18 protein-coding genes and 2 tRNA genes are annotated in these 21,907 nt (G+C 31.9%); 8 read left to right on the top strand and 12 right to left on the bottom strand.

The features are described from left to right. Nucleotides 1-19: 19 nt before the first annotated feature. The gene (locus H3T43_RS08060; protein ID WP_198213841.1) at nucleotides 20-1,621 is read right to left on the bottom strand and encodes an ABC transporter ATP-binding protein; all 1,602 of its coding nucleotides are present in this window, start codon (nucleotides 1,619-1,621) and stop codon (nucleotides 20-22) included. Nucleotides 1,622-2,066: 445 nt separating this feature from the next. On the opposite strand from H3T43_RS08060, the gene H3T43_RS08055 reads away from it, so the two are divergent. Together H3T43_RS08055 and H3T43_RS08050 are read left to right on the top strand one after the other, a co-directional pair. After that, complete coding sequence (locus H3T43_RS08055) at nucleotides 2,067-2,894, top strand: PRD domain-containing protein (protein WP_034981220.1); 828 nt, start codon at nucleotides 2,067-2,069, stop codon at nucleotides 2,892-2,894. Between the two features lie 12 nt (nucleotides 2,895-2,906). Then, the gene (locus H3T43_RS08050) at nucleotides 2,907-4,778 is read left to right on the top strand and encodes a beta-glucoside-specific PTS transporter subunit IIABC (RefSeq protein ID WP_198213839.1); all 1,872 of its coding nucleotides are present in this window, start codon (nucleotides 2,907-2,909) and stop codon (nucleotides 4,776-4,778) included. 64 nt (nucleotides 4,779-4,842) lie between these two features. On the opposite strand, the gene H3T43_RS08045 is transcribed toward H3T43_RS08050, so the two are convergent. The 6 genes from H3T43_RS08045 to H3T43_RS08020 form a co-directional block, all read right to left on the bottom strand. Continuing rightward, nucleotides 4,843-6,588 (bottom strand): BspA family leucine-rich repeat surface protein, encoded by a 1,746-nt coding sequence (locus H3T43_RS08045; RefSeq protein WP_198213837.1) that lies wholly within the window; start codon nucleotides 6,586-6,588, stop codon nucleotides 4,843-4,845. Nucleotides 6,589-7,029: 441 nt separating this feature from the next. Next, nucleotides 7,030-7,353: a hypothetical protein gene (locus H3T43_RS09450; RefSeq protein ID WP_232350313.1), complete on the bottom strand. Its 324-nt coding sequence runs from the start codon at nucleotides 7,351-7,353 to the stop codon at nucleotides 7,030-7,032. Between the two features lie 12 nt (nucleotides 7,354-7,365). After that, on the bottom strand, nucleotides 7,366-7,557 hold the full coding sequence (locus H3T43_RS08035; RefSeq protein ID WP_198213835.1) for a hypothetical protein: 192 nt from the start codon (nucleotides 7,555-7,557) through the stop codon (nucleotides 7,366-7,368). A gap of 112 nt (nucleotides 7,558-7,669) precedes the next feature. After that, entirely contained in the window at nucleotides 7,670-8,233 is a 564-nt protein-coding gene (locus H3T43_RS08030; protein WP_232350312.1) for a hypothetical protein, read from the bottom strand. A 1,365-nt stretch (nucleotides 8,234-9,598) separates the two neighbouring features. Further along, on the bottom strand, nucleotides 9,599-10,738 hold the full coding sequence (locus H3T43_RS08025) for a site-specific integrase (protein ID WP_198213833.1): 1,140 nt from the start codon (nucleotides 10,736-10,738) through the stop codon (nucleotides 9,599-9,601). A 168-nt stretch (nucleotides 10,739-10,906) separates the two neighbouring features. Further along, on the bottom strand, nucleotides 10,907-11,884 hold the full coding sequence (locus tag H3T43_RS08020) for a helix-turn-helix transcriptional regulator (RefSeq protein WP_198213831.1): 978 nt from the start codon (nucleotides 11,882-11,884) through the stop codon (nucleotides 10,907-10,909). Between the two features lie 138 nt (nucleotides 11,885-12,022). On the opposite strand from H3T43_RS08020, the gene H3T43_RS08015 reads away from it, so the two are divergent. The 6 genes from H3T43_RS08015 (at nucleotide 12,023) to H3T43_RS07990 (ending at nucleotide 17,079) form a co-directional block, all read left to right on the top strand. Beyond that, nucleotides 12,023-12,226 carry an XRE family transcriptional regulator gene (locus H3T43_RS08015; RefSeq protein WP_198213829.1) on the top strand — a complete coding sequence of 68 codons (204 nt, stop codon included), beginning with the start codon at nucleotides 12,023-12,025 and terminating at the stop codon, nucleotides 12,224-12,226. Between the two features lie 267 nt (nucleotides 12,227-12,493). After that, nucleotides 12,494-12,745 carry a hypothetical protein gene (locus H3T43_RS08010; protein WP_198213827.1) on the top strand — a complete coding sequence of 84 codons (252 nt, stop codon included), beginning with the start codon at nucleotides 12,494-12,496 and terminating at the stop codon, nucleotides 12,743-12,745. 5 nt (nucleotides 12,746-12,750) lie between these two features. Beyond that, entirely contained in the window at nucleotides 12,751-13,002 is a 252-nt protein-coding gene (locus H3T43_RS08005; RefSeq protein ID WP_198213825.1) for a DNA-binding protein, read from the top strand. Nucleotides 13,003-13,118: 116 nt separating this feature from the next. Beyond that, nucleotides 13,119-13,886 (top strand): bifunctional DNA primase/polymerase, encoded by a 768-nt coding sequence (locus H3T43_RS08000; RefSeq protein ID WP_198213823.1) that lies wholly within the window; start codon nucleotides 13,119-13,121, stop codon nucleotides 13,884-13,886. Then, a complete protein-coding gene (locus H3T43_RS07995; RefSeq protein WP_198213821.1) occupies nucleotides 13,886-15,316 on the top strand; it encodes a phage/plasmid primase, P4 family in 1,431 nt (476 codons plus the stop codon). The genes H3T43_RS08000 and H3T43_RS07995 overlap by 1 nt, the downstream gene beginning before the upstream one ends. Before the next feature lie 800 nt (nucleotides 15,317-16,116). Continuing rightward, nucleotides 16,117-17,079, top strand: a complete 963-nt coding sequence (locus H3T43_RS07990; protein ID WP_198213819.1) for a hypothetical protein — start codon at nucleotides 16,117-16,119, stop codon at nucleotides 17,077-17,079. A 1,422-nt stretch (nucleotides 17,080-18,501) separates the two neighbouring features. Here H3T43_RS07990 and H3T43_RS07985 read toward each other — a convergent pair. The 5 genes from H3T43_RS07985 to H3T43_RS07965 all read right to left on the bottom strand — a co-directional run bounded on the left by H3T43_RS07985 (nucleotide 18,502) and on the right by H3T43_RS07965 (nucleotide 21,888). After that, nucleotides 18,502-18,894 carry a hypothetical protein gene (locus H3T43_RS07985; RefSeq protein WP_198213817.1) on the bottom strand — a complete coding sequence of 131 codons (393 nt, stop codon included), beginning with the start codon at nucleotides 18,892-18,894 and terminating at the stop codon, nucleotides 18,502-18,504. A 396-nt stretch (nucleotides 18,895-19,290) separates the two neighbouring features. Then, a tRNA-Gln gene (locus H3T43_RS07980) sits at nucleotides 19,291-19,362 on the bottom strand. 8 nt (nucleotides 19,363-19,370) lie between these two features. Further along, nucleotides 19,371-19,442: transfer RNA gene (locus H3T43_RS07975), tRNA-Glu, on the bottom strand. Nucleotides 19,443-19,600: 158 nt separating this feature from the next. Then, a complete protein-coding gene (locus H3T43_RS07970; protein WP_198213815.1) occupies nucleotides 19,601-20,452 on the bottom strand; it encodes a PRD domain-containing protein in 852 nt (283 codons plus the stop codon). Nucleotides 20,453-20,481: 29 nt separating this feature from the next. Beyond that, the gene (locus H3T43_RS07965; protein WP_232350311.1) at nucleotides 20,482-21,888 is read right to left on the bottom strand and encodes a glycoside hydrolase family 1 protein; all 1,407 of its coding nucleotides are present in this window, start codon (nucleotides 21,886-21,888) and stop codon (nucleotides 20,482-20,484) included. Nucleotides 21,889-21,907: the final 19 nt, after the last annotated feature.

The raw sequence follows: 21,907 nt of genomic DNA, 5'->3' as shown, positions 1-21,907 counted from the left end.
AGCATTTTGCGGGTTATTTTTATTTTGTATTTTGTGCTAAGTTAAAGATCTTGACGTTGTTTTCTTGCGCGATTTTTTCGTTAAAATTGTGAGCCACTTCAATAACTATTGAAGGCAGTTGGTAAATTAAGCGGTGTACTTCATCAGCATTTTGATGATCCAGGCTAGAAGTAATTTCATCTAGCAAAAAGATCTTCTTATGACGCAGCAGTCCTCTGGCAACAGCCAGTCTCTGCGCTTGTCCACCGGAAAGGTTTTTGCCTTGTTCCTTAATTTCAAAATCCAGTGCCTTGCTCCCTAATTCTTTGTATAAACCTACCTTTTTCAGAGAAGCAACTAATTCTTCGTCTGTGAAATTTTGCAAAAGAGAAAGATTTTCCCGAATCGTTCCTGCAAATAACCAGATATTCTGTGAAATAAACACAAAATCTGAATATTTCAATTTGTGTCCGCCAAATTTCACATCACCCTTTTCAATTGGAATGTATCCTGCTATTGCATTTAGCAAAGTCGATTTGCCAACACCCGAGGGTCCAGTAATAATCATTTTGTCGTTTTCATTTAAGCTTAAAGACAGGTTTTTAAAAATTTCCCGGTCACCACGTTTAACCGACAGTTTTTTAACAACTAGTCTATGGTCAGCTTCTGGCTGAGAAACTTCTTGATCTGTTTTTGTTTCAGTCCAAGAAATCTTTCTAATTCCTTCTGTACTTTGAATTTGAGTTTCAAAATTAGTCAGTTGCCGAAAGCCACCAACCACGTGATCCGCAGTAAGAGTCAAGGTAAGAATCGTACTTACTGTGACCCCTAAGATGCTGTTTTTGGCCATCCAAAGACCTATGAAAATCGGAGTTAAAGTTATTAATATGGCAAATAGCCAAGAAATAAACTGCAGAACATATTGGAAAGCATTCAATTGGTAATATCTTTGTTCCTCATCGTGCAAAGAATGATCAAATTTCTGCATAAATAGTTTTTTAACGCCAAAATTCGTAATTTCAAAACGCCCTGCAAATAAGTCACGCGTAATCGCTAAAAAATTGGAATTAGAATGGCTCCACATGTCTGTCTTAATTTTCATCTTTTCTTTACCCATATAACTGGGAAGAAGCGACATGAAGGAAAGAGCCAAATAAATCAGACCTAAAACCGGATTAGTCATTAATACTACAACTGTAGAAGATATCACTGTCATCAAACTTTGAAAAAGAAATAGAAGCGGTTCAAAATACTTTTCTTCTATCTGTTTGGAAATACTAGTCATGTTGTTCAAAACTTCAGATGAATCCAAGTTAGGATTGTTAAATGAACTGGCAAAATTTGCCCTAAAATAAATGCCTTTTATCTTTTCATTTAAAGTCTGAATTGCTTTTTGCATTAACAGGCTAAATAAGAAAAGAGAAACATAAACGGTTAAATATGATAAAACTGCGACTAGGCCAAATACGATCAAACTGTGACCATCTTTGACGTTAAGCCTGGGAATATAACCTAAAATATAGCCATTTAATACTCCTTCAAAAGAACTGGTAACACCAAAGATAAATAAACAAAGTATCATCCAGGGATTAAGATTGCTCAAAACCCATTTTAGTGTGACATTTACCTCTTTTTTGTTCATGCTTTTACCCCATCTTAGCTTAAGTTATTTAGTTTGTAATTATAGCAAGATTAAAAACAAATGACTATCAGATGTGAGTAAGAGGTCGATTTTTTCAGCTAAGTGGTTTAAAAAAAGTGAATGTAGTATAAACGTAATTGCTAAATGCAGATGTTTTTAAACAAAGTATTCGGCAAGCAAGATTTTGCTATTGGTAAATCAAGCAACTAGAACAAAAACAAGTGGTGAAAAAAAAGTTTATTGACCTAATTTTTGCAACTTAGTTTTTAAAAATTTACAATTTATAAAAGCGCTTGCATAATTGAAAAACTTCTGCTATATTTATCTTGTTAATGATAGCGTATGTAACTGGTAATGCAGGCAAGACTACATTGATGACTAAAATTTAGTTTTAAATCTTAGTTATTATTGTTGTTTTTGTCTGCTTTTTTAGTGGCAAACAAAAATGAATAAGATAAAGAAAATACTTAACGTTAATGTTGTTGTTATTGAACAAGATGGTACAGAGTATATTGCTTTTGGGAAAGGAATAGGATATCATGCAAAAATCAATCAAGTTATACCCGATGAAAAAATAAGCCGTATTTATACTTCAGTAGACAATAGTAAGCAAAATGAGCTAATTCAATCTTTGAAAAAAATACCTGCAAATATTATTAAAACAACAGAAGAAATTGTTGAATTTGCGGAGAAGTTTTTAAATGAGAAGCTGGATGCAAGTATTTTCTATTCACTTTCAGATCACTTATATTTTGCCACTCAAAGATTAGAGCAAAATTTAACTCTGGGAAATAGAATATACTTAGAAATGAAAACCTATTTTAAAGATGAGTTTAAAATAGGTATATTCTCACTAAATATTATTGAAAAAAATTTAGGCATCAAGATGCCACAAGAAGAAGCGGCAAACATAGCTTTTCATATTATAAATGCATCAAGCAAAGATGAAAGCAGTAATGTCTTAGAAATTTCCAGAATGATTGATAACATTTTACAAACTTTACGAGTTATTAGTCACGGAAAGTTAAAGTATGAGGGAATAAATTACGATCGCTTTGTGACACACATAAAGTTTTTTGCAGAAAGATATATAAATGATCAAATGTTTGCGGATGACCCTACTTTACTCGAAAAGGTGTCTGATTTATATCCCGAAGCAAGTAAAATTGCTTTTAAACTGAAGCAAACTTTAGAAGTAATATATACCAAAAGAATTTCAAAGGAAGAATTAGCTTATCTTATTATTCATATTCACAGAGTAATGATGTATTAAAGGAGAATGTATATGAGAAGCAATAAAGAAGTGACTGATTTAATAGTTGAAAATATTGGAGGGGCAAATAATATTTCAAGTATGTATCATTGTGCCACCCGCATTCGCTTTAATCTAAAAGATAAAACGAAATTCAACTATCAGTTTTTAAGAGAACAACCGGAAATTTTAGGCGCGGTCCAGTCTGGAGAAGAGTCACAAGTTATAATTGGTGCAAAAGTTGGTGAATATTTTAGGCAAATTCAAAAAGATTACCATATTTCAAGTGAAAATGACGAGTCTAACAATATCGAAAAAAATAAAGTCGGCTGGTTTAGGCGATTAATTAATGTTCTAGTGGGAATAATGGCTCCAATCATCACTGCTTTAATAGCTGGTGGTATGTTTAAAGTTATTATTTCTATCTTAACTACTTTTAATTTAATCTCACTAAAATCTCAAAGCTACGCCATTTTGAGTTTTATGGCCGATGCAGTATTTTACTTTTTACCTGTGATGCTGGCAGTAAGTGCTGCTGAATATTTTAAAACCAATAAGTTCTTGTCCATTGCAATTGCTGGTGTTTTATTGCATCCCAACTGGGCGGCTATGGTAGCTGCAGGCAAGCCTGTTGCACTTTTCGGCATTCCTGTTACTTTGGCTTCATATAGCAGCACTGTAATCCCAATAATTCTCTGCATTTGGATTCAGTCATACGTTGAAAAATTTGCAGAAAAAGTTTCACCAAATGTTATCAAAACCATGCTAAAGCCATTACTTATATTCTTAATTATGGCGCCGCTTGCTTTAATTCTAATTGGACCAATAGGATCTTGGTTAGGTAATTTATTAGCACTTTTAGTTAACACACTTAACAAATATGTACCTTGGCTAGTGCCAACTCTTATGGGCACCTTCACCCCACTTCTGGTTATGGTAGGTATGCATGTGGCTCTGACACCTCTAGCCTCTCTGGGATTTGCCAGTGCAGCAAGAAGTGAAAACGTGCAAGGACCTGGTATGCTTGCTTCAAATATAGCTCAAGCTGGCTGTTCTTTTGCAATTGCAGTAAAAGACAAAACTCCTAGAAACAGACAAATCGCAACGTCTGCAGGAATTACTGCCCTTTCTGGTATTACCGAACCTGCACTTTATGGTGTCACCTTAAAATACAAGCGTGCTCTATATGCTGTTATGGCAGCAGGTGGAATTGCCGGTTTTTATGCTGGGATTACCAAAGTTGTTCGCTATTCTTTTGGCTCTCCTGGTATTTTCACTATCGTAAACTTTATTGGTAAGCCGGGGAATTTCGTTAATGCAATTATAACTGGGGTTTTAGGCTTTGTATTAGCTTTTGTTTTTACTTACCTATTTGTCAAAATCGATCAGCCTGTGACCAAAAGCAATTTAGAAAACAGCACAGGAAATATAATAACTAGTAACAATATTGATAATTCTGAAGAAGTTGTCAGTGCACCTGTTGATGGTAAAGTCGTTGCTCTAGATCAAGTGAATGATGAAGTATTTTCTTCTGAATCTTTGGGTTCAGGAGTTGGAATTATTCCAATCAGTGATTTGATAGTTTCACCAGTAAATGGAAAGATCACAGTTGCATATAAAACAGGTCATGCCATTGGAATTACCACCCCTCTTGGTAATGAATATCTAATTCACATTGGCATAAATACTGTTAACCTTAAAGGAAAGCACTTCAAAGTTCTTACTAAAGAGGGACAAGAAGTCAAAAAAGGTGATCCTCTAGTTCAAGTTGATTTTGAAGCTATCAAAAAAGAGGGCTATGATCCAACAGTAATGGTCATTGCTTTAGACAAAAAGAATGATCAATTAACCTTCTTTTCCAAAGATAATGTCACAATTGACAATGAAATTTTCAAAATCAATTAAAATGTAATTTAACGAACACAGAAAAAGCATAATTCTTAGAAGTGAATTATGCTTTTTGATTATCTTAAAAGTTTGCTTTCTTAACAAATCTATTTTTATCTACAATATAATATTTTTTATTTTTAATTTTGATGGGATCACCATATGCTTTTGTTGTTGAACCTTTTTTCAAAACTTTCTTATTTTGGCGATCACCATATTGATTATAAATGTATGCATTATGTTTTATTTTACGGACTATAGAATCAACATTACCGGCAGCAATGTAATAATTTATTTTGCTATTGCCTTTACCATTTAGAACGTAAAAATTGCGTCCGTTGATAGTCGTTTTACCATATGTCATCAGTTTCGAACCAATTTTTAAAATAATTTGGTTTGCACGAGTACCAGTATTGTCATAAAGATAAGCATTGTGCATCAACACTACAGTCTTTTCGCTACTTGAACCGTTATTATTGCTTTCGTCTTTGTCCTTATTTTCATCATTATTCTCCACTGGATTTGTTGGCTCAACCGGAACGGGATTAGGAGCAGGATAATTATTGTCGGTATCATCTGGTGGTGTTACTAGTTTTTTCCAAGTATAAGCGCCCGGCTTAAGAGATCCATCTTGACTTTTTTGAATTAATTCAGCAGTAGTTAGTTGAGGTTCGCTATTATTATTGGTCAATCGCCATTTGTTGATAAAATTTTCTTTATTCGGTGTTTTTTCAGGATTTGGTTGCCCCAAAGCCACATCGGTACTTAATTTTGTTTTTGTGCCTAAAACTAAAGTAGTTATACCTGGTGCGTATTGGTATACAACCTTGCCGTTCACAATAGTCCCCACTGGTAGAGTCAAATCATATGCCAGCATATTTTTCATATTGGGACTTTGGGTAGTATCAAACGAACTCAAATCCAAGTAGTTGAGGCTGATCAAATAACTAAGCATATCTGCCATGTTAGTCACTTTTTCAGTATTGAAATGACTTAAATCAAGTTCAGTTAAATTATAATCACCATGAAACATATTTTTCATTGAAGTAACAGAACTGGTATTAAGATCTTTGACTCCATCAATTTTAGTAAGATTTGCACAGCCATTAAACATAAAAGTCATATCTTTGACATTTTTTGCATTGGAAGCAAAATTACCGCCAATATTTAATGATCCGTCATCACTATCTATGAACATATCCGTAAACATGTAACTCATATCAGTAACTGCAGAAGTGACCCAGCTTGATAAATCAAGAGACTTAATTTTACTGGCATAAAACATCCCTCTCATGCTAGTTACTTCTGAAGTATCAATGTTACTCAGACCACTAATCTCTGTGAGATTTATTAAACGCTCATCCTTTACATATCGAAACCAATAGCCAAAGTCGCCTACTAGTTTTAAATGCTGGTCAAATTGGATCCTCTTTACGTTTTTTAATATATCTGGGTCTGCAAATGCGCCCGCACCATTGTCTGCACCCTTAATTGTACCGGCACCCACTTTTAATGTGTTATTTGAAGGATCATAACTCCATTCAGGACCGTCAGCTCCCCATTTGCCAGACTTGACAACAGTTGATTCATCTTGAGTTTGTACAGAATTTTTTTGTATCTGAGAATCATCATCTACTCTTGTATGCAGTTCTTGATAACCAATTTTAGTAGATCCATCAATGCTCTTGCTGCTTCCTAATTGTATATTATTTTCATAATTTTTTAATCTATTAGCGCTAACAACGTTAACATTGACGATAATAAAAAGTGTAAAGGTTGCAACAGTTAAACTGCTTTTTTTAAGAGAATTTTTTAATGCTATATTCATATGTATTATTTTCCTTATATTAAACATTATACAAAGTTATTAACATTTACTATATAATATAAGATGATAACAGAGAAGTTTAATTTTACTTTTTATTCTGCTTGCTAACATGATTAATTTTACTGATATTTAAGTGTTATTTATCTAATAAACTAATAAGGGTATTGGAAATAAACCTCCAATACCCTTATTACCTCAGCATAGAGCATTATTTTTAAAAGCAAAATATCAATTACTTACGCAATTCTTACTCTTTAACTCTTTAATTATTTATATATTTTTTCAAGAACAACCCTTGATGTGATACTAGTTGATCAATCATCTTAAAAGAACTCTTGGAAAGATTTTTAAAATATGTATCATATCCATCTTCGATTACCATTATTGAAAACTGATTGCCATCATCGAAAATTATATACAAAGCAGACCAATTTTCAATAATTATTTTTTTATCAGTTTAGCTAATTTATCTAAACCAATTCGTCGTAAATCTTTATTTATCAGTTTTGGATAAAGTGGCTTCTGGTCAGTATCATCTAAAAAAACGTGTGAATCATAGTAGTAAAGAATTGTGAAAGCAATAAAAATAATTTTTTTAGCAAAATGAGGTTTAAAATCTTTGTTTAAATATTCTGATAGTTCAGAATAATCTTCATTGGGAAAAGTTATTGGTACAAAATCTATATAATAATAGTTTTTTGGATTTATTTCTGTATTTAATAATTTGTCTTTTATTTTATTGGCATTAGCCTTTTTTCGATTCATATTTCTATTTCTCTAATTTCTCAGGATTTTTCCATTAGCTGACAATATAGCTTGTCTGATTCCTTTTCTATTTTTGAGTTTCCATTTACCATGGCCATGACCATTTTTGTCTATAATTATTCTCCAGCCCTTGTCTTCTTTATAACCATGACCCTCAGGACCTAACAGATTATCTATGATAACATAGGCTAATTCAGAGTTCATTTTCTTCCTCCCAATTTTTTTAGATTTGATTCCAATCTTAATTATTTATAAACTGATTCCTACTTAAAAATACCACTAATATTGCCTTACTTCAGTTTCGCTTTTATTTAATTTAGAAAACAAAGTCTGAATCAGAATAAGTGTTTTTCTTCAAAAACAGTCCTTGATGTTCTACTAATTTGTCAATTATTTCTAAACCTTTTCCAGTAAGATTGTAAAAATATGTACTATACTCATCTTCAATACTCATTAATGAAGTCTTACCATCATTCTTAAAAAGTATATTAATTCCTTTGCTATTTTCCATAACCATCATTTTAATCAAAGTAGCTATAGCATTTAAACCGACATGTCTTATATCTTTAAACACTAAATCTGGATAAATAGGTTTAGTATATTTATTCTTTTTTAAATAAGTTAATGATCGAGGATCAGTATCTTTATCCCATTTATCTATAAAAACTTGCGAATCATAATAATATAGAATAGTAAAAGCAATAAAGACTATTTTATTTGCAAAATCAGGCTTATAATTTTTTTCTAAATAATCTGCCAGTTCTGAATAATCTTCATTGGGAAAAGTTATTGGTACAAAATCTATATAATAATCATCTTTATGGCTTGGCTTTGCACTTGCCAATTTTACAATTAACTCATAGGCTTTTTCGGGTTTCATTTTGATGACCTCATTTCTTTTTTATATTTGATCCCAATTTTAATTATTTAAAAGGGATTTTTACTTAAAATTACCAATAATATTGCCTTACTTCAGTTTTGCTTTTACTTAACTTAAAAAAACTCAATCAGAATAAGTAACTCACCTCTAAAATAGTCCTTGATACTCTACTAAATTGTCAATCATTTTTAAGGCCTTTCCTGTAAGGCTGCAAAAAGAAATATTAGAATATTCAATGCACATTAACGAAGTCTTACCATTGTTTTTAAAAAGTACGTTAACTATTTTCCATAATCATTATTTTAATTAGAATAGCTATAGCATTTAAACCAACATGTCTTATGTCTTTAAATACTAAATCTGGGTAAATAGGTTTAGTATGTTTATTCTTTTTTAAATATGCAAATGACTGAGGAACATCATCTTTATCCCATTTATCTATAAAAACTTGCGAATCATAATAATATAGAATAGTAAAAGCAATAAGCACAATTTTATTTGCAAACTCATAATTTTTTTCTAAATAATCTGCTAATTCTGAATAATCCTCATTGGGAAAGTTATTGGTACAAAATCTATATAGTAATTATCACGCGACTTTTGGCTTTGCAATTCTGCAATCAATTCATAGGCTTTTCAGGTTTCATTTTCATTCTTTACTTTCACACTATTTATTTCTATACGCAACACAATTATAATAACATATGTTACTTTTAAATCAATATGAACTTGTAAAATTGTCTAATGGAATTATTTTTAATCCCTTTATACAAAAACTTAATTAAAATCTATCACTAGTAATGAGAAGAATAATAATTTACTCATCTTAGAGTTGAAGGAAGAGACAATGCAAGAATTATACTATCACTGAAAATTTAAATTTTCTTGTTTGTTTTATTTTTTCTCTTTCATTATAGTTGTCATTGGTAAGCTTTATAATCTCCACCAGTTTGTTTTAGGATTATATGTTAATCTGAACTTACCAATAGTCATTTTATAGCCAGTAATCATTACAATTTAATTTTTCATAGAAAAAATGTAGAAAGAAAATAAATAGTTACCACTCCCAGAGGTAATTTATAATAGTAATTTTAATTCCAAACTCTTCTAATTTTGACAGATATATCAAAGATTACTCCGTCTTTACTTTACAAAAAATATGGCGTCTAAAATATGTCTTTCAGGTAATTTGGAAAAAATTTGAAAAAACAAAAATGCCTTTATACCAGTGTTTAAACCACCTGATATAAAGGCAAAAATGTCATTATTGGGATATCCGGGATAGCATTGCACTTGCTGTAATGCTTGTTACATCAACGTTTTCAGAACTCAATTTAAAATTTTGCACCGAATTTTGTACCCGATTTATCCATTCATGTAATTGTCTAGTTTTTCAACAGCCTTATTCTGATGATACTTTGATACGTGAGTGTAAATATCCATCGTAGTTTTAATGGACTTATGTCCTAGCCTAGCTTGTACGTCTTTCATAGAAACACCTGCTTCAAACAACAGTGAGGCGTTGGTATGCCTAAAACCGTGAATAGTAATGCGTCTAAGACCTGCTTTTTTGCAAATAGCTTTGTTCCAGTTGACAATAGCGCCCTCACTCAATGGCTTATTCTCTACACCACGGTTAAATATGACCTGATTACTAGTAATACTAATAACTACTGCTTGTTTACGTTGCTCTTGCTGCCACTGCTTTAGTATATTTACCGTACTCTTATCAATTGCTATTTTACGATAGCTACTACTGGTTTTTGGTGTTTGCACAATAACCTTATTATTTAGTCCTTTGGTAAGGGTACGTTTAACACTCAATACATTCTCTTTAAAATCAATATCAGACCATTTAAGCGCTAATGCTTCTCCTCGGCGCAATCCTGTATAAGCTAACAGTCTAAATAAGGTAAACGCCTTTTGATTGTATTTCTCAGCATACATCAGGAACTTCTTTAGCTCCTCTTTAGTATAAAAGTTAGTAAACTCCTTGTGGACATTCTTAACTTTAGGACGAACTACATTCTTCATAGGATTTTTATTGATTATTTCTAACTTAATAGCATAATCAATAACATCACTGGTATAGAAGATATACTTCTTATAAGTTCCTGGTGCATCCCTAAACCACTGGTTTACTGCCTTTTGGCACTGAATTACTGTTAGCTTGTCCAAGTATATATTACCTAGCACCTTAATCACATGGTCGTTAATAATACGTTTTGTGGTAGCAAAGGTGCTTTCTTTTACTGTCGGTCGATAAACCTCTAGCCACATCTCTATCACTTCAGAAAGCTTAAGACGCCGTTCATTAAATGGCCTATATTCTCCTGTCTCAATGGCTAACTCGGCTTTTAGATACGCTTCACGTGCTTCTTTTAGACTCTTTAAGCTGCTTTTTCTAATTAAGATAGATTTACCTGTACTACTGTCTTTACCAGCATAGATACTGAATTTATAGCGTTTCTTACCTGTTTTAGTTTCATATTCAATAATGTTCATAGTTTAGTTACCTCTTTTAGTTTTAAAAGGCAATGGTGGACTAATCAAAGTATCCTAACCTATATTTAAAGAATAAAAAATATAACCTTCTTAAAAAGACATCTTAAATCAGCTTTCCTATCTAATCCGAATTATAGGTAAACTCCTGTTTGCCTTTACTTTTATTCTTTAATTATGTTTATTATTTATGTAATCATCTATTTCGGTCGTATCCTCATTATTTTTTCTCTTAAATTTTCTATATACTTCTATAAGATTTTCAGCATCATGATTAATAATAAAGTTAATAAGTTGTCTATCATTATTTTTAACTCTTAACTCCATTTCATCTATAATCTCGTTTCCTTTTTTATCGAAGTCAATACGTTGGCTATAAATTGCAGTGTTTATAATATAAGATTTAAAATATTCTAACTCATTAAAATTATCAATTTCTTCTTTTAAATTTGATATAACTTTATAATAATTGTTTATTGCTACCTTAGCTTCTTCATAATTATAAAATTCTATCTTATCTATAGTTTCTTCGTGTAATTTGTTTTCATATGAAAATGCACTTCTGTACATTACCCCTAACGCAGTTACATTTGCAGTGGTTTTTATACTTTTGACCTTTAAGTCTAGCTTGTCATTAAATTTGTAAATTAAAAAACTAATTGGACCATCTTTAGTTATATTATTAAAAGTATCATCTTCTAAAAAGTCAGAAAAATGCTTCAACCAATATTTTTTCATAAGTTTTGTCAAAGGAAATTCTGTTTCATCCTTGGGATAGAGCTCATAAGGTAATTTATCTTTGCTAGTTATTTTTATATAAGTGTCTACATTATTTACTATATTGGGTAAATTTTTATATGTTATTCCATTTTTCATTAGAGAGTTTTCAATTTTGTAGCCATCAAAATAATATTTATGTAATAGTTCAGGAAAAATGCTTTTTAATTCTTTTTTAGAAAAAATTGTTCCTTGAATAAACGGAACAGAAACATTAAAAAAATTTGCAAGTTTTTCCCAAACCTTTGTACTTGGATTTCTTTTTCCAGTTTCATATTGACTAAGGGTACTATCTAACATACCAATTTGTTTACCTAACTCTTTTAGAGTTAGGTTATTTTTTTGTCTTAGCTCTTTCAGTCTATTTGGCATTTTCTTAATCTCCTTAAGCTAAATTATAGCATTAATTCACATTTTTGTGAATTATCCTATTGACACTCACAATAATGTGAATTATTATAAATATTGCATTCACACATATGTGAATTAAAATGATGAAGGGATGAGACTATGTATTTAACTGAACAACAAGTTTTAGCACTTAAACGTAAACGTGGTGAGCTCAATTATTCAACAGCTGATCTAGAAAAGATAACCGGAGTTAACAGGTGGACACTGAATGACATCATTAAGCACGAACATCGAAATGTTAACGAGAAAACTTTCAAGGCTATCAACGATTGGTTAATTGAACAATACACTACCATTAAATAGGAGATTATCAATGTAAAAAGAAGTTGAAATACCAAATTATCTTGACAATAAATTTATTCAAATTGCTTCAGAAAGCAGTACTTTAAATGAATGCTTAAGTTTACTCACAGACAAAATAGATGAAATTATAAGTCCTAGTGACTTAACGTTGGATAAATTGAATAAAATATCAGCTTTGGCCAAGTTAATTGAAAGTTATGCAGATAAACATAATAACTTGGTAAACCAAACTTATATGTTGGTTACTTGCGGAAAGGATTAACAAAAATGAAAACATTTGTTAAAAATACTAAAGCATTGAATACTGGATTAATAGCTGCATCCCTTCAAAGTGAAAACATGTTAAGAGCTGCGGAAATAATGCTTGAAAAACTACATAGTATACAGGGTCCTGAAGACATGACGCTAGATGATTATGAACAGCTTTATGCGTTAACAGACTTAATGAAAGTTTACGCAAAATACCAGCGAGATGAGATATCACATACACAAATGCTAATTGAGTTTAAAGAGGAGTAAAACTTATGGAAGAAAAAGAGATTAAGACTGTTATTGTTAATACAATTAAAGAAGCTCTTAGCAAACCCAAACCGTATTTAAATCGCCGTGAGATTGCAAAATATTTTGGTGTAGCTGATTCTACTATTAGCTATTGGGCTTCTTTAGGGATGCCGGTAGCTATTATTGACGAGCGCAAAATGTATGGCAAGGAAAGTATAACCAACTGGTTAAAGTCAAAAGAGCAAGCAAAAAAGCCCGTTACTAACCAACAGTAACGAGCAACAAGCAAAATAATCCATTAATAAAAATTAAAACCACAATAGGCAATGGTGGATTAATCAAAGTATTCTAAATGAATTATTTTCTTAATTATAGATAAAACGAGGTATTTATGCTAGTAGATTATGCTATTAAATATTCTGAACATGGTTTTTCAGTAATTCCAATTGGTCAGAATAAGCGGCCATTAATTAAATTTGCTGATAGACCATCCTTAACAGTAAAACAAATTAAACAAATATGGGCTAAATATCCGAATGCCAATATTGCGCTAAAGACCGAACAATTTTTTGTCATTGACGTTGATCGTCACGGTAATAACGTGGATGGCTTAAATTCAATTAGAGAGCTTAATCATCCTGAATGGTTTAAAGATACCTTGACAGAAAAAACGGCTCATGACGGTTATCATTTCTTTTTTAAAAAGCCCAAAGATTTTAATATTAGCCAACATATTGGTTTCTTACCAAGTGTAGATTTAAAAGCACATCCTAATAACTACATAGTTGTAGCACCTAGCCGAATTAACGGTAACCCTTATCAATGGCTTAATCATTGCCCTATTAAGACAGCACCACAAGGCTTAATTAATCTAATCAGGAGCAGACATCAAGCTAAAGACACCCTTTATAAAACTAACAGTAATAAAACCAAAACAGCACAGCTTTTTGAAATGATTACTACAGGTTTGGGGGAAGCTGGAAACCGCAATGATACCTTAACTAGCTTTATAGGTAGTTTGCTATTTCGTGGTGTTGACCCCTATTCAGTAGCAGAATTAGCACACATTGTTAATGAACACACTCCCGACCCTTTACCTGAAAAAGAAGTCATTAAGACTGTTAATTCAGTAGCAAAGAAAGAAAACAGGAGGTGTTAATGTTAATGATCAAAGAAGAACTCGATACAGTAGAATTAGATAAAATTAAAGATCGACAAAGTAATCCAACAATATCATGGATTTATAGAGATGAACAAAGTGACAAACGCAAAGTTGACATCCCTAAACTAGGAAAAGATGTTCTTGCAGAGCATGATTACACAATAGCCGAACATGGCAACAAAGAGGAGTTTTACGAGTATAACGAAGTAAAAGGGTACTGGGAGCTTAGAAACATTAAAAGCATTAAGAGCTTTATTACAGAGCTTTTAAACAGATATAACGTGTGGACTGATCGAGTGGCTAGGGATGCTTTTCATTTTGTTTGTGACAGCATTCAGCGTGTTAAATGGATAGATACGTTTGGTAAAAAGCAAGGTAATTATTTTAACTTCAAAAATGGTGTTTGGAATTGGGATGATTTCAAATTGCAAGAGCATTCGCCTAAGTACTATTTTACATCATGTGTTGATTATGACTTAGTCCCCTTTGATGTAGAAAAAGAGTTAACTAATATCAAGAATAAAAAAGCAGCGCAATTTGAAACAACTAAATGGCTTTGGAAATCGTTTGGTGAAAACATAACTCCAATAATGGAATTGATCGGTTATTCTTTCTACCCCAGTTACAAGCCCATTCAAGCTTTTGTTTTGATAATAAGTAATGGTGGTGACGGTAAGACAACTTTTGCCAATTACCTGCAGACGCTATTAGGCCAGGAAAACGTTGCTCATGTTTCTCTAGAGAACTTGACAGATGATAAAAGCAACAACTTTAGTTTTTCAGAACTAGCTGGTAAATGGCTAAATATCCATGATGATATTTCAAAGTCCTTTATTAAGAACCCAGCTATTATCAAAACCTTAACAGGTGGCGGTGAAATGAACGCTCCAGTAAAAAATAAAGCTGATATCACCTTTTCTAACCATGCTAAGCTGCTCTTTATTGGTAACGAAGAACCTAGTTTTTCCGATACCAGCAATGGCTTTAAGCGCAGGGCAAACATAGTTCACTTCATGCGAATAAAGAACTTTGATAAAGCCATCGATACTGAAAAAATAAAAAAAGAACGTGGTAAATTTGTTTATTTATGTATTTACATAGCAGAGAAAGCTATGGCTAAACATACCCTTACACAAACTTTATCAATTTTGAAAGCAAGAAACAAATGGTTAACTGACAATGATCTAGTTCAGCAATTCATTAATGAAAATTACATTCAAAGTGAGGGTTCAACAGTAAACCAAGAAAATTTATACCAGACTTATAAAAATTGGTGTGATGACAATGGAATTAAACATCCCCTCACAATGACTAAACTCAAAAACGAATTAGAAAGAAAAGGGATAGTACGAATTAGCAAACAATTGAGATTATCAAACGGCAAAAGACCACGCCTTTATTTCTACAAAAATATCAAAGCTAAATAACTAAGGGAACAAAAAACAATCCTCATAAGCACTGAAATATCAGCAAAGGAACCCATGTGAACAATTAAAGAACAAAATTCAAAATGACCAAATCCCTTGAATAACTAGGTAAGGAACAAAGGAACACTCTTATATTAAAACAGCAGAAGATATATATAATATATATACATGCGTGGGTAAAATCGTTAAAAAATTTGTTCTTTGTTCCCAACCTTGATACTGTAGGGCTTAGGTCTGTTTTTAAATTTGTGACAGCACAAAAATAATTGTGACAAATACTTCTATACATTCGCTAAACAATTTCAGAAAGCGTGAATGGTCAATTACCTTTTATATAAAATTAAGTAAGGGAATTAAATTATATGTATTACTCACTTGAAGATTTAAATAACTTCGATAAATTAGATTTTGTTATGCAGATTGAAAAAAATCTGGTAAACAAGCTGCTATTCATTTCTGCGATTGTATGACATTAATTTTAAATAAAGCAAAACATAGCGAGTATTTTGATGAAATGAACGATGAGCTAACTTGGTCTAGGATAGCCGTTGAGCATGACGGTACACCTACACTATTCTTTGGTTCCTTTTCAACTAAGTCATTTTATATATACACCATAAAAGGTAATCAAATTAAACGTGAGGTTAAGCAACTAGTAAATGACTAATTACAAATGTTTATGCTAATAAATGCTAAAGCTAATAGGTATCGTTTTTACTTATCCTCTTTTCAGTATACTCTTTTAAAATAAACTAGCTAAAACGGCTAGTTTTTTGTATTATTTTTATGAGGTGAATTGGATGAACTGGATTCTTAATTGGGGATTTCTAATTTTAAAATTGATTTGGACTATATTGTCGTTGCTATTTCTTATTTTTACATTTTTTATGATTTTTTTGTTTATCAGATTTGAACAAAATAAAAAAGGAAGCAAAAAAATTAAAACATCAATAAATTGGTATAAAAAATTTAATAATTTTTGTAAATGTTATATTGATGAGAAGAAATCAATATTGCTTTATATTACTTTGGCCATTATGATGTTGGGGTTACCAATAGCCATTCAAAATAACTATGTAAGAATTGGTATGAGTTTGAAAAGGTGCATTAATATTGGAGCTCCAAGTGCTTGGCTTGGCTTTTGGGGATCATATTTAGGAAGTATACTATCAATTAGTTTTGCATATATTAATTCAAAAATTGAAGCTAATAGACAAAAAGAAAGCTTAGAGCGACAACTTGAACAAAGTAAAATAAACGATCTAGACAATGCAATTAAAATAGATGAAATCAATAATTTAACAATGATATTAGGAGAGGTATCAGATTATATGGCCAACATTTGCTCTCTTAATCTTTTCGAAAAATACCCAAATGAAGTCATTGATCTAAATACGTTCGAGTCTTTTAAAGGTGAATTTAGTAATCTAGTTATTAAGTACATGAAAAATTGGAATAAATTCATTTTGAGATGTTATATTTCTAATGAAGAATACTATAATCTTAGGAATCTTAATAAAAAAGTATCAAAAATATCTCATAAAATTGGCAATAGTATACTTCAATACGAAGAAAAGATAAACTCTAATTCTGACAACAAAACCCTTATAAATATACTTCAAGAAATTTCTAAGAATCTTAGCTATTTATACGACACGTCTGAGGATCTTAGGAATTATGTGACAAAATTGTTAGTTGAAAATAAGGATGGCATACAAAATAAACAAGATAATTTAGATTCAAAATCTAAGGCTGTTTTCTGACTATATTACAATATATCAAAAATAAAGACACAATAATGTCGGTAAAACAGACATAGATGTGTCTTTTTGTTTACTCTGATTTTATAAGGTGCTAATTACTTATTAAACAAGATTTATATTGATATTTGAATCGAATAGTGTGTGGTTATTCACGGCTGCAGTATTTATCTTTGGACAATTGGCAAGATCTGTAGTTTCTTTATCTTTATAATTTTCAAAGTTATTGCCGATAGTTATCATGACATGCATCCCTTTACTTAGCAATGATATACAGTTCCCTACTCTGATAATAAATTGATCCCCTCCCCTAACCTTTGTAGGCGAATAGCCGCAACATGTGGTGTTTGCTTACATGACAGACTTAATTTTTAAATTTTTTTGATAAGAGAGGGTAAAACACTTGCAAACATTGATTTAATGGCTTTTATGGTGCTTGAACAGCGCTTAAGTGGCTTAATAATTACAGAAAACATGTAAAAACGAATATGTTCTGTTTATGCTAATAAATACTAACCTTATTTATGGTTTGCTATAAGTGCTTTCATACTAATAGACGTCAATTAGGCAAATTTTTCATTAAAATAAAAAATTATGAATGCTTCAATAGCCAAATTTTTGTATGCATTGTATGCACCCTTTTTTAATGTAAGAAGGCTTATACATCAGCAATTATAATCAATTAGTCTGCAATAAAAATGTTGGAAAGTGTTGGCTTTTTATTCAGAAGTAGTAACTAATTATTACCGTCAGGGATACCAAAATGTCAAATCCGTGCTGAAACTATATTGTTACAGATATTTTTGGACTAAATGATAACGTGAAATTACTCAAATATCTTAATAAATTCCGTATAATATTATTTCTAAAGAGAGTTTACATAATATAAAGCTTTTCTCCAATTAAAATTGTAAATAATTCGCTTACTAGAAAGGGAGCCTTAACGTGGGGCCCCCTTATTTATATTTAGTAATTAAAAAATGCTCTAAAAAGTTTAATCACTTAAAAACTAGTTTTGGCTTTAAAATATTTAGCAATTATGCTAATTTTTATGCCCGATCCACATTTGGTTTGGGGTACAAAATAAGTTAAACAACCTACATTCTATTTCAATTGTAATAACTAGTGTGAAAGCACTAGGACAATCCAACTTTGGTTTTTCCCTATTGATTATAAAAGGGATGCCCATTTCGTTCACCCCTCTGAATAACGCATAAAAAGTGTGCAGTTTTCAAAAAAGTGTGCAGCGACAAAATACGCTATAAATCAGCATTCTTGACAGTTTTTGTTAAATAAATATCCTAGTAAATGCTAGTATTTGCTAGGATTAATTGTTTTTAACTAGTTGAAATAGACACATAATATTTAGATTAAAACCTGAAAAAACTTGAACATTTTTCTTAAAGCTACTGTGAAAGACGATCACTAATTTATTAGCTTAACGAAAGGTTCTATACCTATCTTCTTTTGATATGTAGCAAAGTTTTTCATAAATTCATTTATAGCTATCTGCTTCAGCTCCCAATATCTAGTTTTACCATAGCCCATTTTTTTCATGACTTCTTTATTAGTATGGTCAAATAAATAAACACCAGTAAGAATTTTCTTTGATTTAATAGAACATTTCTGAATAGCTTTGCCCACACACCAAGTCACGTTCTCAGCAAAAGTAATTTCTTCAGTGGCTATTACCTTATCCATTGTAGTAAGATTATCTATCTTATCAGCCGTTAAATCAGTTTTATGCCTACCTGAGTGCGCCACAAACATATCTAAATCTTGCTTAAGAAATACTTTTAGATTTTCCGTCACTTCCATAGGGATGGTTTCCTCCTTACATGTCCTTTTCTACCTCAAAAGATCTAATTTATTTATCCTAATTGCAAAGACAATTACTTATTCTCTTATTCTATAAAAAATGAAAAATTTGTACCGATTTTGCAGTTTCAAACAAAAAAGAAAGTCCAAAATAGACTTTCTTAAGGTAAATAAACTATAAATTATTAAATCTCTGAACACTTGATATTATAGCACTTTTCAGTACCTAACTATACCAATTTTAAGATATTTTGACTAATCCACCATTGCCAAAAAATTTGCACCGAATTTTGCACCTATTGGGCTAATTTCAGTTAATTTCAAAAAATGGCAAAAAATAAAAATGCCTTAGTACCAACACTTCAAGCTAGTTGAAACTAAGACAAATCATGAAAATTGGGATATCCGGGCTCGAACCGAAACATGCAGGAACCAGAAACCTGTGCCTTACCATTTGGCTATATCCCAGTGTTAAATCACCCGCACGAGAATTGAACTCGTAACTCCACCTTGAGAGGGTGGCGTCTTAACCATTTGACCAGCGGGCAAAATCAACAGTAATTATTATGCTTGAAGAGACAGTTATTGTCAAGTACTTTCAGTTCAAAAACTAAATTTAACTAATGAGTATTTTTAACACAAAGAAAAACTTCCGAAAAGCTCTTCAATCCGGAAGTTTTTTTATTATTGCCCCATTTTTTACCAACTACACTTTTTTGCAGTTTTCTTCAACTACTTTGTGCAAATGAACAATTAGGTATATTTTTTCCTGTTTAGTAATCCTCAAGTTAATTTTTTTCCTAATAAACTCATCGAAAGCATTAATAATTTCAACTTCCTTGGGCATTTTTGCAGCCAGGTCTTGGTAAAGTCCCTCTTGATCTTCATCTGAAAACAGTTTGTTTTCATAAACTCTTTCACAAAAATAATTTAGATGAGTCAAAAAGCGCGAATAAGTGAAAGTATTTTGGTCGATTTTCCCCCCGATAATCCTTTGAGCTATTTTCTCAAGACTACTCACCAAATCAGCTATTTCCCTGTTTTTCTGTTGATCTTCAACATCAACTTCCGCATCCACAAAATGTAGGCCAATGCCCGTTGCTTCGCTATTTGGTAACGAAACATGCATTTTTTTATTAATCAAATTAACTGCAAATAACCCTACCTGATATTCGTTTCTATGGTGAAGTAAAACGTCAGGATAGTTGAAATTTTCGCCAATATTTCCCTCTTTAACTCGCTTTACCACAAACGAAATATGATCAGCCAAGGATAAATAAAGGTAATCTTTTACTTTGATTTGATATTTTCTGGCGGCAAAATCTATTATTTCCCTAACCATATTTAGATAAGTTTCGTCTATCGTACTGGCTAGCTGAATAAAGTTTTTTAGCATTTTATTATCGGTTAAGACAAAAATCTTTTGAATTTCATCTTTTTTAACAGGATAACCAATTGCTTTATGGTAGCCTAGACCCTTGCCCATTAGGATACACTCTGCACCTGATTCATCTAATGCCAAAATAAGCGAATTATTCAAAACTTTTAGCACTTTCATCAGCTCACCGCCTAATTGCATACAATTGTTTAGTTGACCAATCCGTTATTTGCAATAACTTTTTGGTACCAGTAAAAACTGTCCTTGGGAATCCGACGTAGATCTTTTAGATCATTGTCAGTTCTATTGACGTAAATAAAGCCATAACGCTTTTTAAATCCCTGATGTGAACTTAACAGATCCATAACTGACCAAGGACAATAACCGATTAGCTTTACCCCATCCTGAATTGCATCATAACAAGCCTGGATATGATCTGCAAGATATTTTATGCGGTATTGATCATGAATCTTGCCATCCTTTGCCATAATGTCTGGCGTACCTAAACCATTTTCAGTAATAATCATTGGCAAACGAAACTGACGATAATATTCATTCAGTACAATTCTCAACCCCATAGGATCGATTTGAGCACCATATTCCGTTGCAGACAAGTTAGTATTTTTTTCGATCTTAAAATAGCCATACAGATCAAAATCCACATCATTTTTCCTTGTACCAAATTGGTGCTTGGCATCACTCGGTAAGTAACTGGCAACGAGCGTACGATAATAATTGACTGCTATGAAGTCAGGCCGAGCATCGCGCAATACTTGCTCATCTTGATCTTGCATTGATGGAAAAATGCCCACTCTTTTAAGGTAATTGCTATAGTACCCTGGATATTGTCCGTAACAATACATTTCCAGGGCATAATTAGTTTTAAAATTGTCATTCATTTTAGCAGCCCAAACATCTAGTGGCTTGGTAGATGCTGGATAAGTCATGGTGGATGATATTGCAGGTCCTATTTTACCGTTTGGCACCATCTTATGACAATCTTCCATAACACAGGCACTTGCTACAAACATATTGTAATCCATTTGAGCTCTGACACGTTCTTTATTCTTAGCTTCAACATGATACATGTTTAAGCGCTCGTCCACACGAACCATTAGGTTTTGTTCATTGATCACCTGCCAGTTCTTGACTCTGTCACCAAATTTTTTAAAACATATTTGGGCGTATCTTCTAAAAGCTGAAATGCAAGACCTGTTTTCCCAGCCGTTGTATTTTTCTACCAAGGCTAGGGGCAAATCAAAATGATATAGAGTTACAAACGGCTCAATCCCATTTTCAATCAGGCAATCAATCACTTTACTGTAAAAGTCTATCCCCTTTTGGTTAACCTGACCATCACCGTCAGGAATAATTCTCGACCAGGCAATGGAGAAACGGTATACTTTAAGACCTAATTCTTTCATTAAAGAAATATCTTCTCGATAATGATGATAAAAATCACTGGCTACTTTCGTATCAGCTTGCTGAGGACCAGCATGAACAAAAGAATTATAATCTGCTACTGATTCTCCCTTGCCATCTTCGTTCCATCCGCCTTCAATTTGAAAGGCTGATGAAGATGCACCCCATAAAAAGTCTGGGTTAAATTTTTCCATAATTACTCCTCTAATAATC

Source organism: Lactobacillus sp. M0396 (assembly GCF_016101625.1).
Lineage (GTDB): Bacteria > Bacillota > Bacilli > Lactobacillales > Lactobacillaceae > Lactobacillus > Lactobacillus huangpiensis.
The sequence above is the reverse complement of the archived record's forward strand: the minus strand, read 5'-3'. Positions and strand labels throughout refer to the sequence as shown.

Coding starts and splice junctions, on each gene's coding strand:
- H3T43_RS08060 (WP_198213841.1), bottom strand. CDS start 1,621: ATGAACAAAAAAGAGGTAAATGTCACACTAAAATGGGTTTTGAGCAAT.
- H3T43_RS08055 (WP_034981220.1), top strand. CDS start 2,067: ATGAATAAGATAAAGAAAATACTTAACGTTAATGTTGTTGTTATTGAA.
- H3T43_RS08050 (WP_198213839.1), top strand. CDS start 2,907: ATGAGAAGCAATAAAGAAGTGACTGATTTAATAGTTGAAAATATTGGA.
- H3T43_RS08045 (WP_198213837.1), bottom strand. CDS start 6,588: ATGAATATAGCATTAAAAAATTCTCTTAAAAAAAGCAGTTTAACTGTT.
- H3T43_RS09450 (WP_232350313.1), bottom strand. CDS start 7,353: ATGAATCGAAAAAAGGCTAATGCCAATAAAATAAAAGACAAATTATTA.
- H3T43_RS08035 (WP_198213835.1), bottom strand. CDS start 7,557: ATGAACTCTGAATTAGCCTATGTTATCATAGATAATCTGTTAGGTCCT.
- H3T43_RS08030 (WP_232350312.1), bottom strand. CDS start 8,233: ATGAAACCCGAAAAAGCCTATGAGTTAATTGTAAAATTGGCAAGTGCA.
- H3T43_RS08025 (WP_198213833.1), bottom strand. CDS start 10,738: ATGAACATTATTGAATATGAAACTAAAACAGGTAAGAAACGCTATAAA.
- H3T43_RS08020 (WP_198213831.1), bottom strand. CDS start 11,884: ATGCCAAATAGACTGAAAGAGCTAAGACAAAAAAATAACCTAACTCTA.
- H3T43_RS08015 (WP_198213829.1), top strand. CDS start 12,023: ATGTATTTAACTGAACAACAAGTTTTAGCACTTAAACGTAAACGTGGT.
- H3T43_RS08010 (WP_198213827.1), top strand. CDS start 12,494: ATGAAAACATTTGTTAAAAATACTAAAGCATTGAATACTGGATTAATA.
- H3T43_RS08005 (WP_198213825.1), top strand. CDS start 12,751: ATGGAAGAAAAAGAGATTAAGACTGTTATTGTTAATACAATTAAAGAA.
- H3T43_RS08000 (WP_198213823.1), top strand. CDS start 13,119: ATGCTAGTAGATTATGCTATTAAATATTCTGAACATGGTTTTTCAGTA.
- H3T43_RS07995 (WP_198213821.1), top strand. CDS start 13,886: ATGTTAATGATCAAAGAAGAACTCGATACAGTAGAATTAGATAAAATT.
- H3T43_RS07990 (WP_198213819.1), top strand. CDS start 16,117: ATGAACTGGATTCTTAATTGGGGATTTCTAATTTTAAAATTGATTTGG.
- H3T43_RS07985 (WP_198213817.1), bottom strand. CDS start 18,894: ATGGAAGTGACGGAAAATCTAAAAGTATTTCTTAAGCAAGATTTAGAT.
- H3T43_RS07970 (WP_198213815.1), bottom strand. CDS start 20,452: ATGAAAGTGCTAAAAGTTTTGAATAATTCGCTTATTTTGGCATTAGAT.
- H3T43_RS07965 (WP_232350311.1), bottom strand. CDS start 21,888: ATGGAAAAATTTAACCCAGACTTTTTATGGGGTGCATCTTCATCAGCC.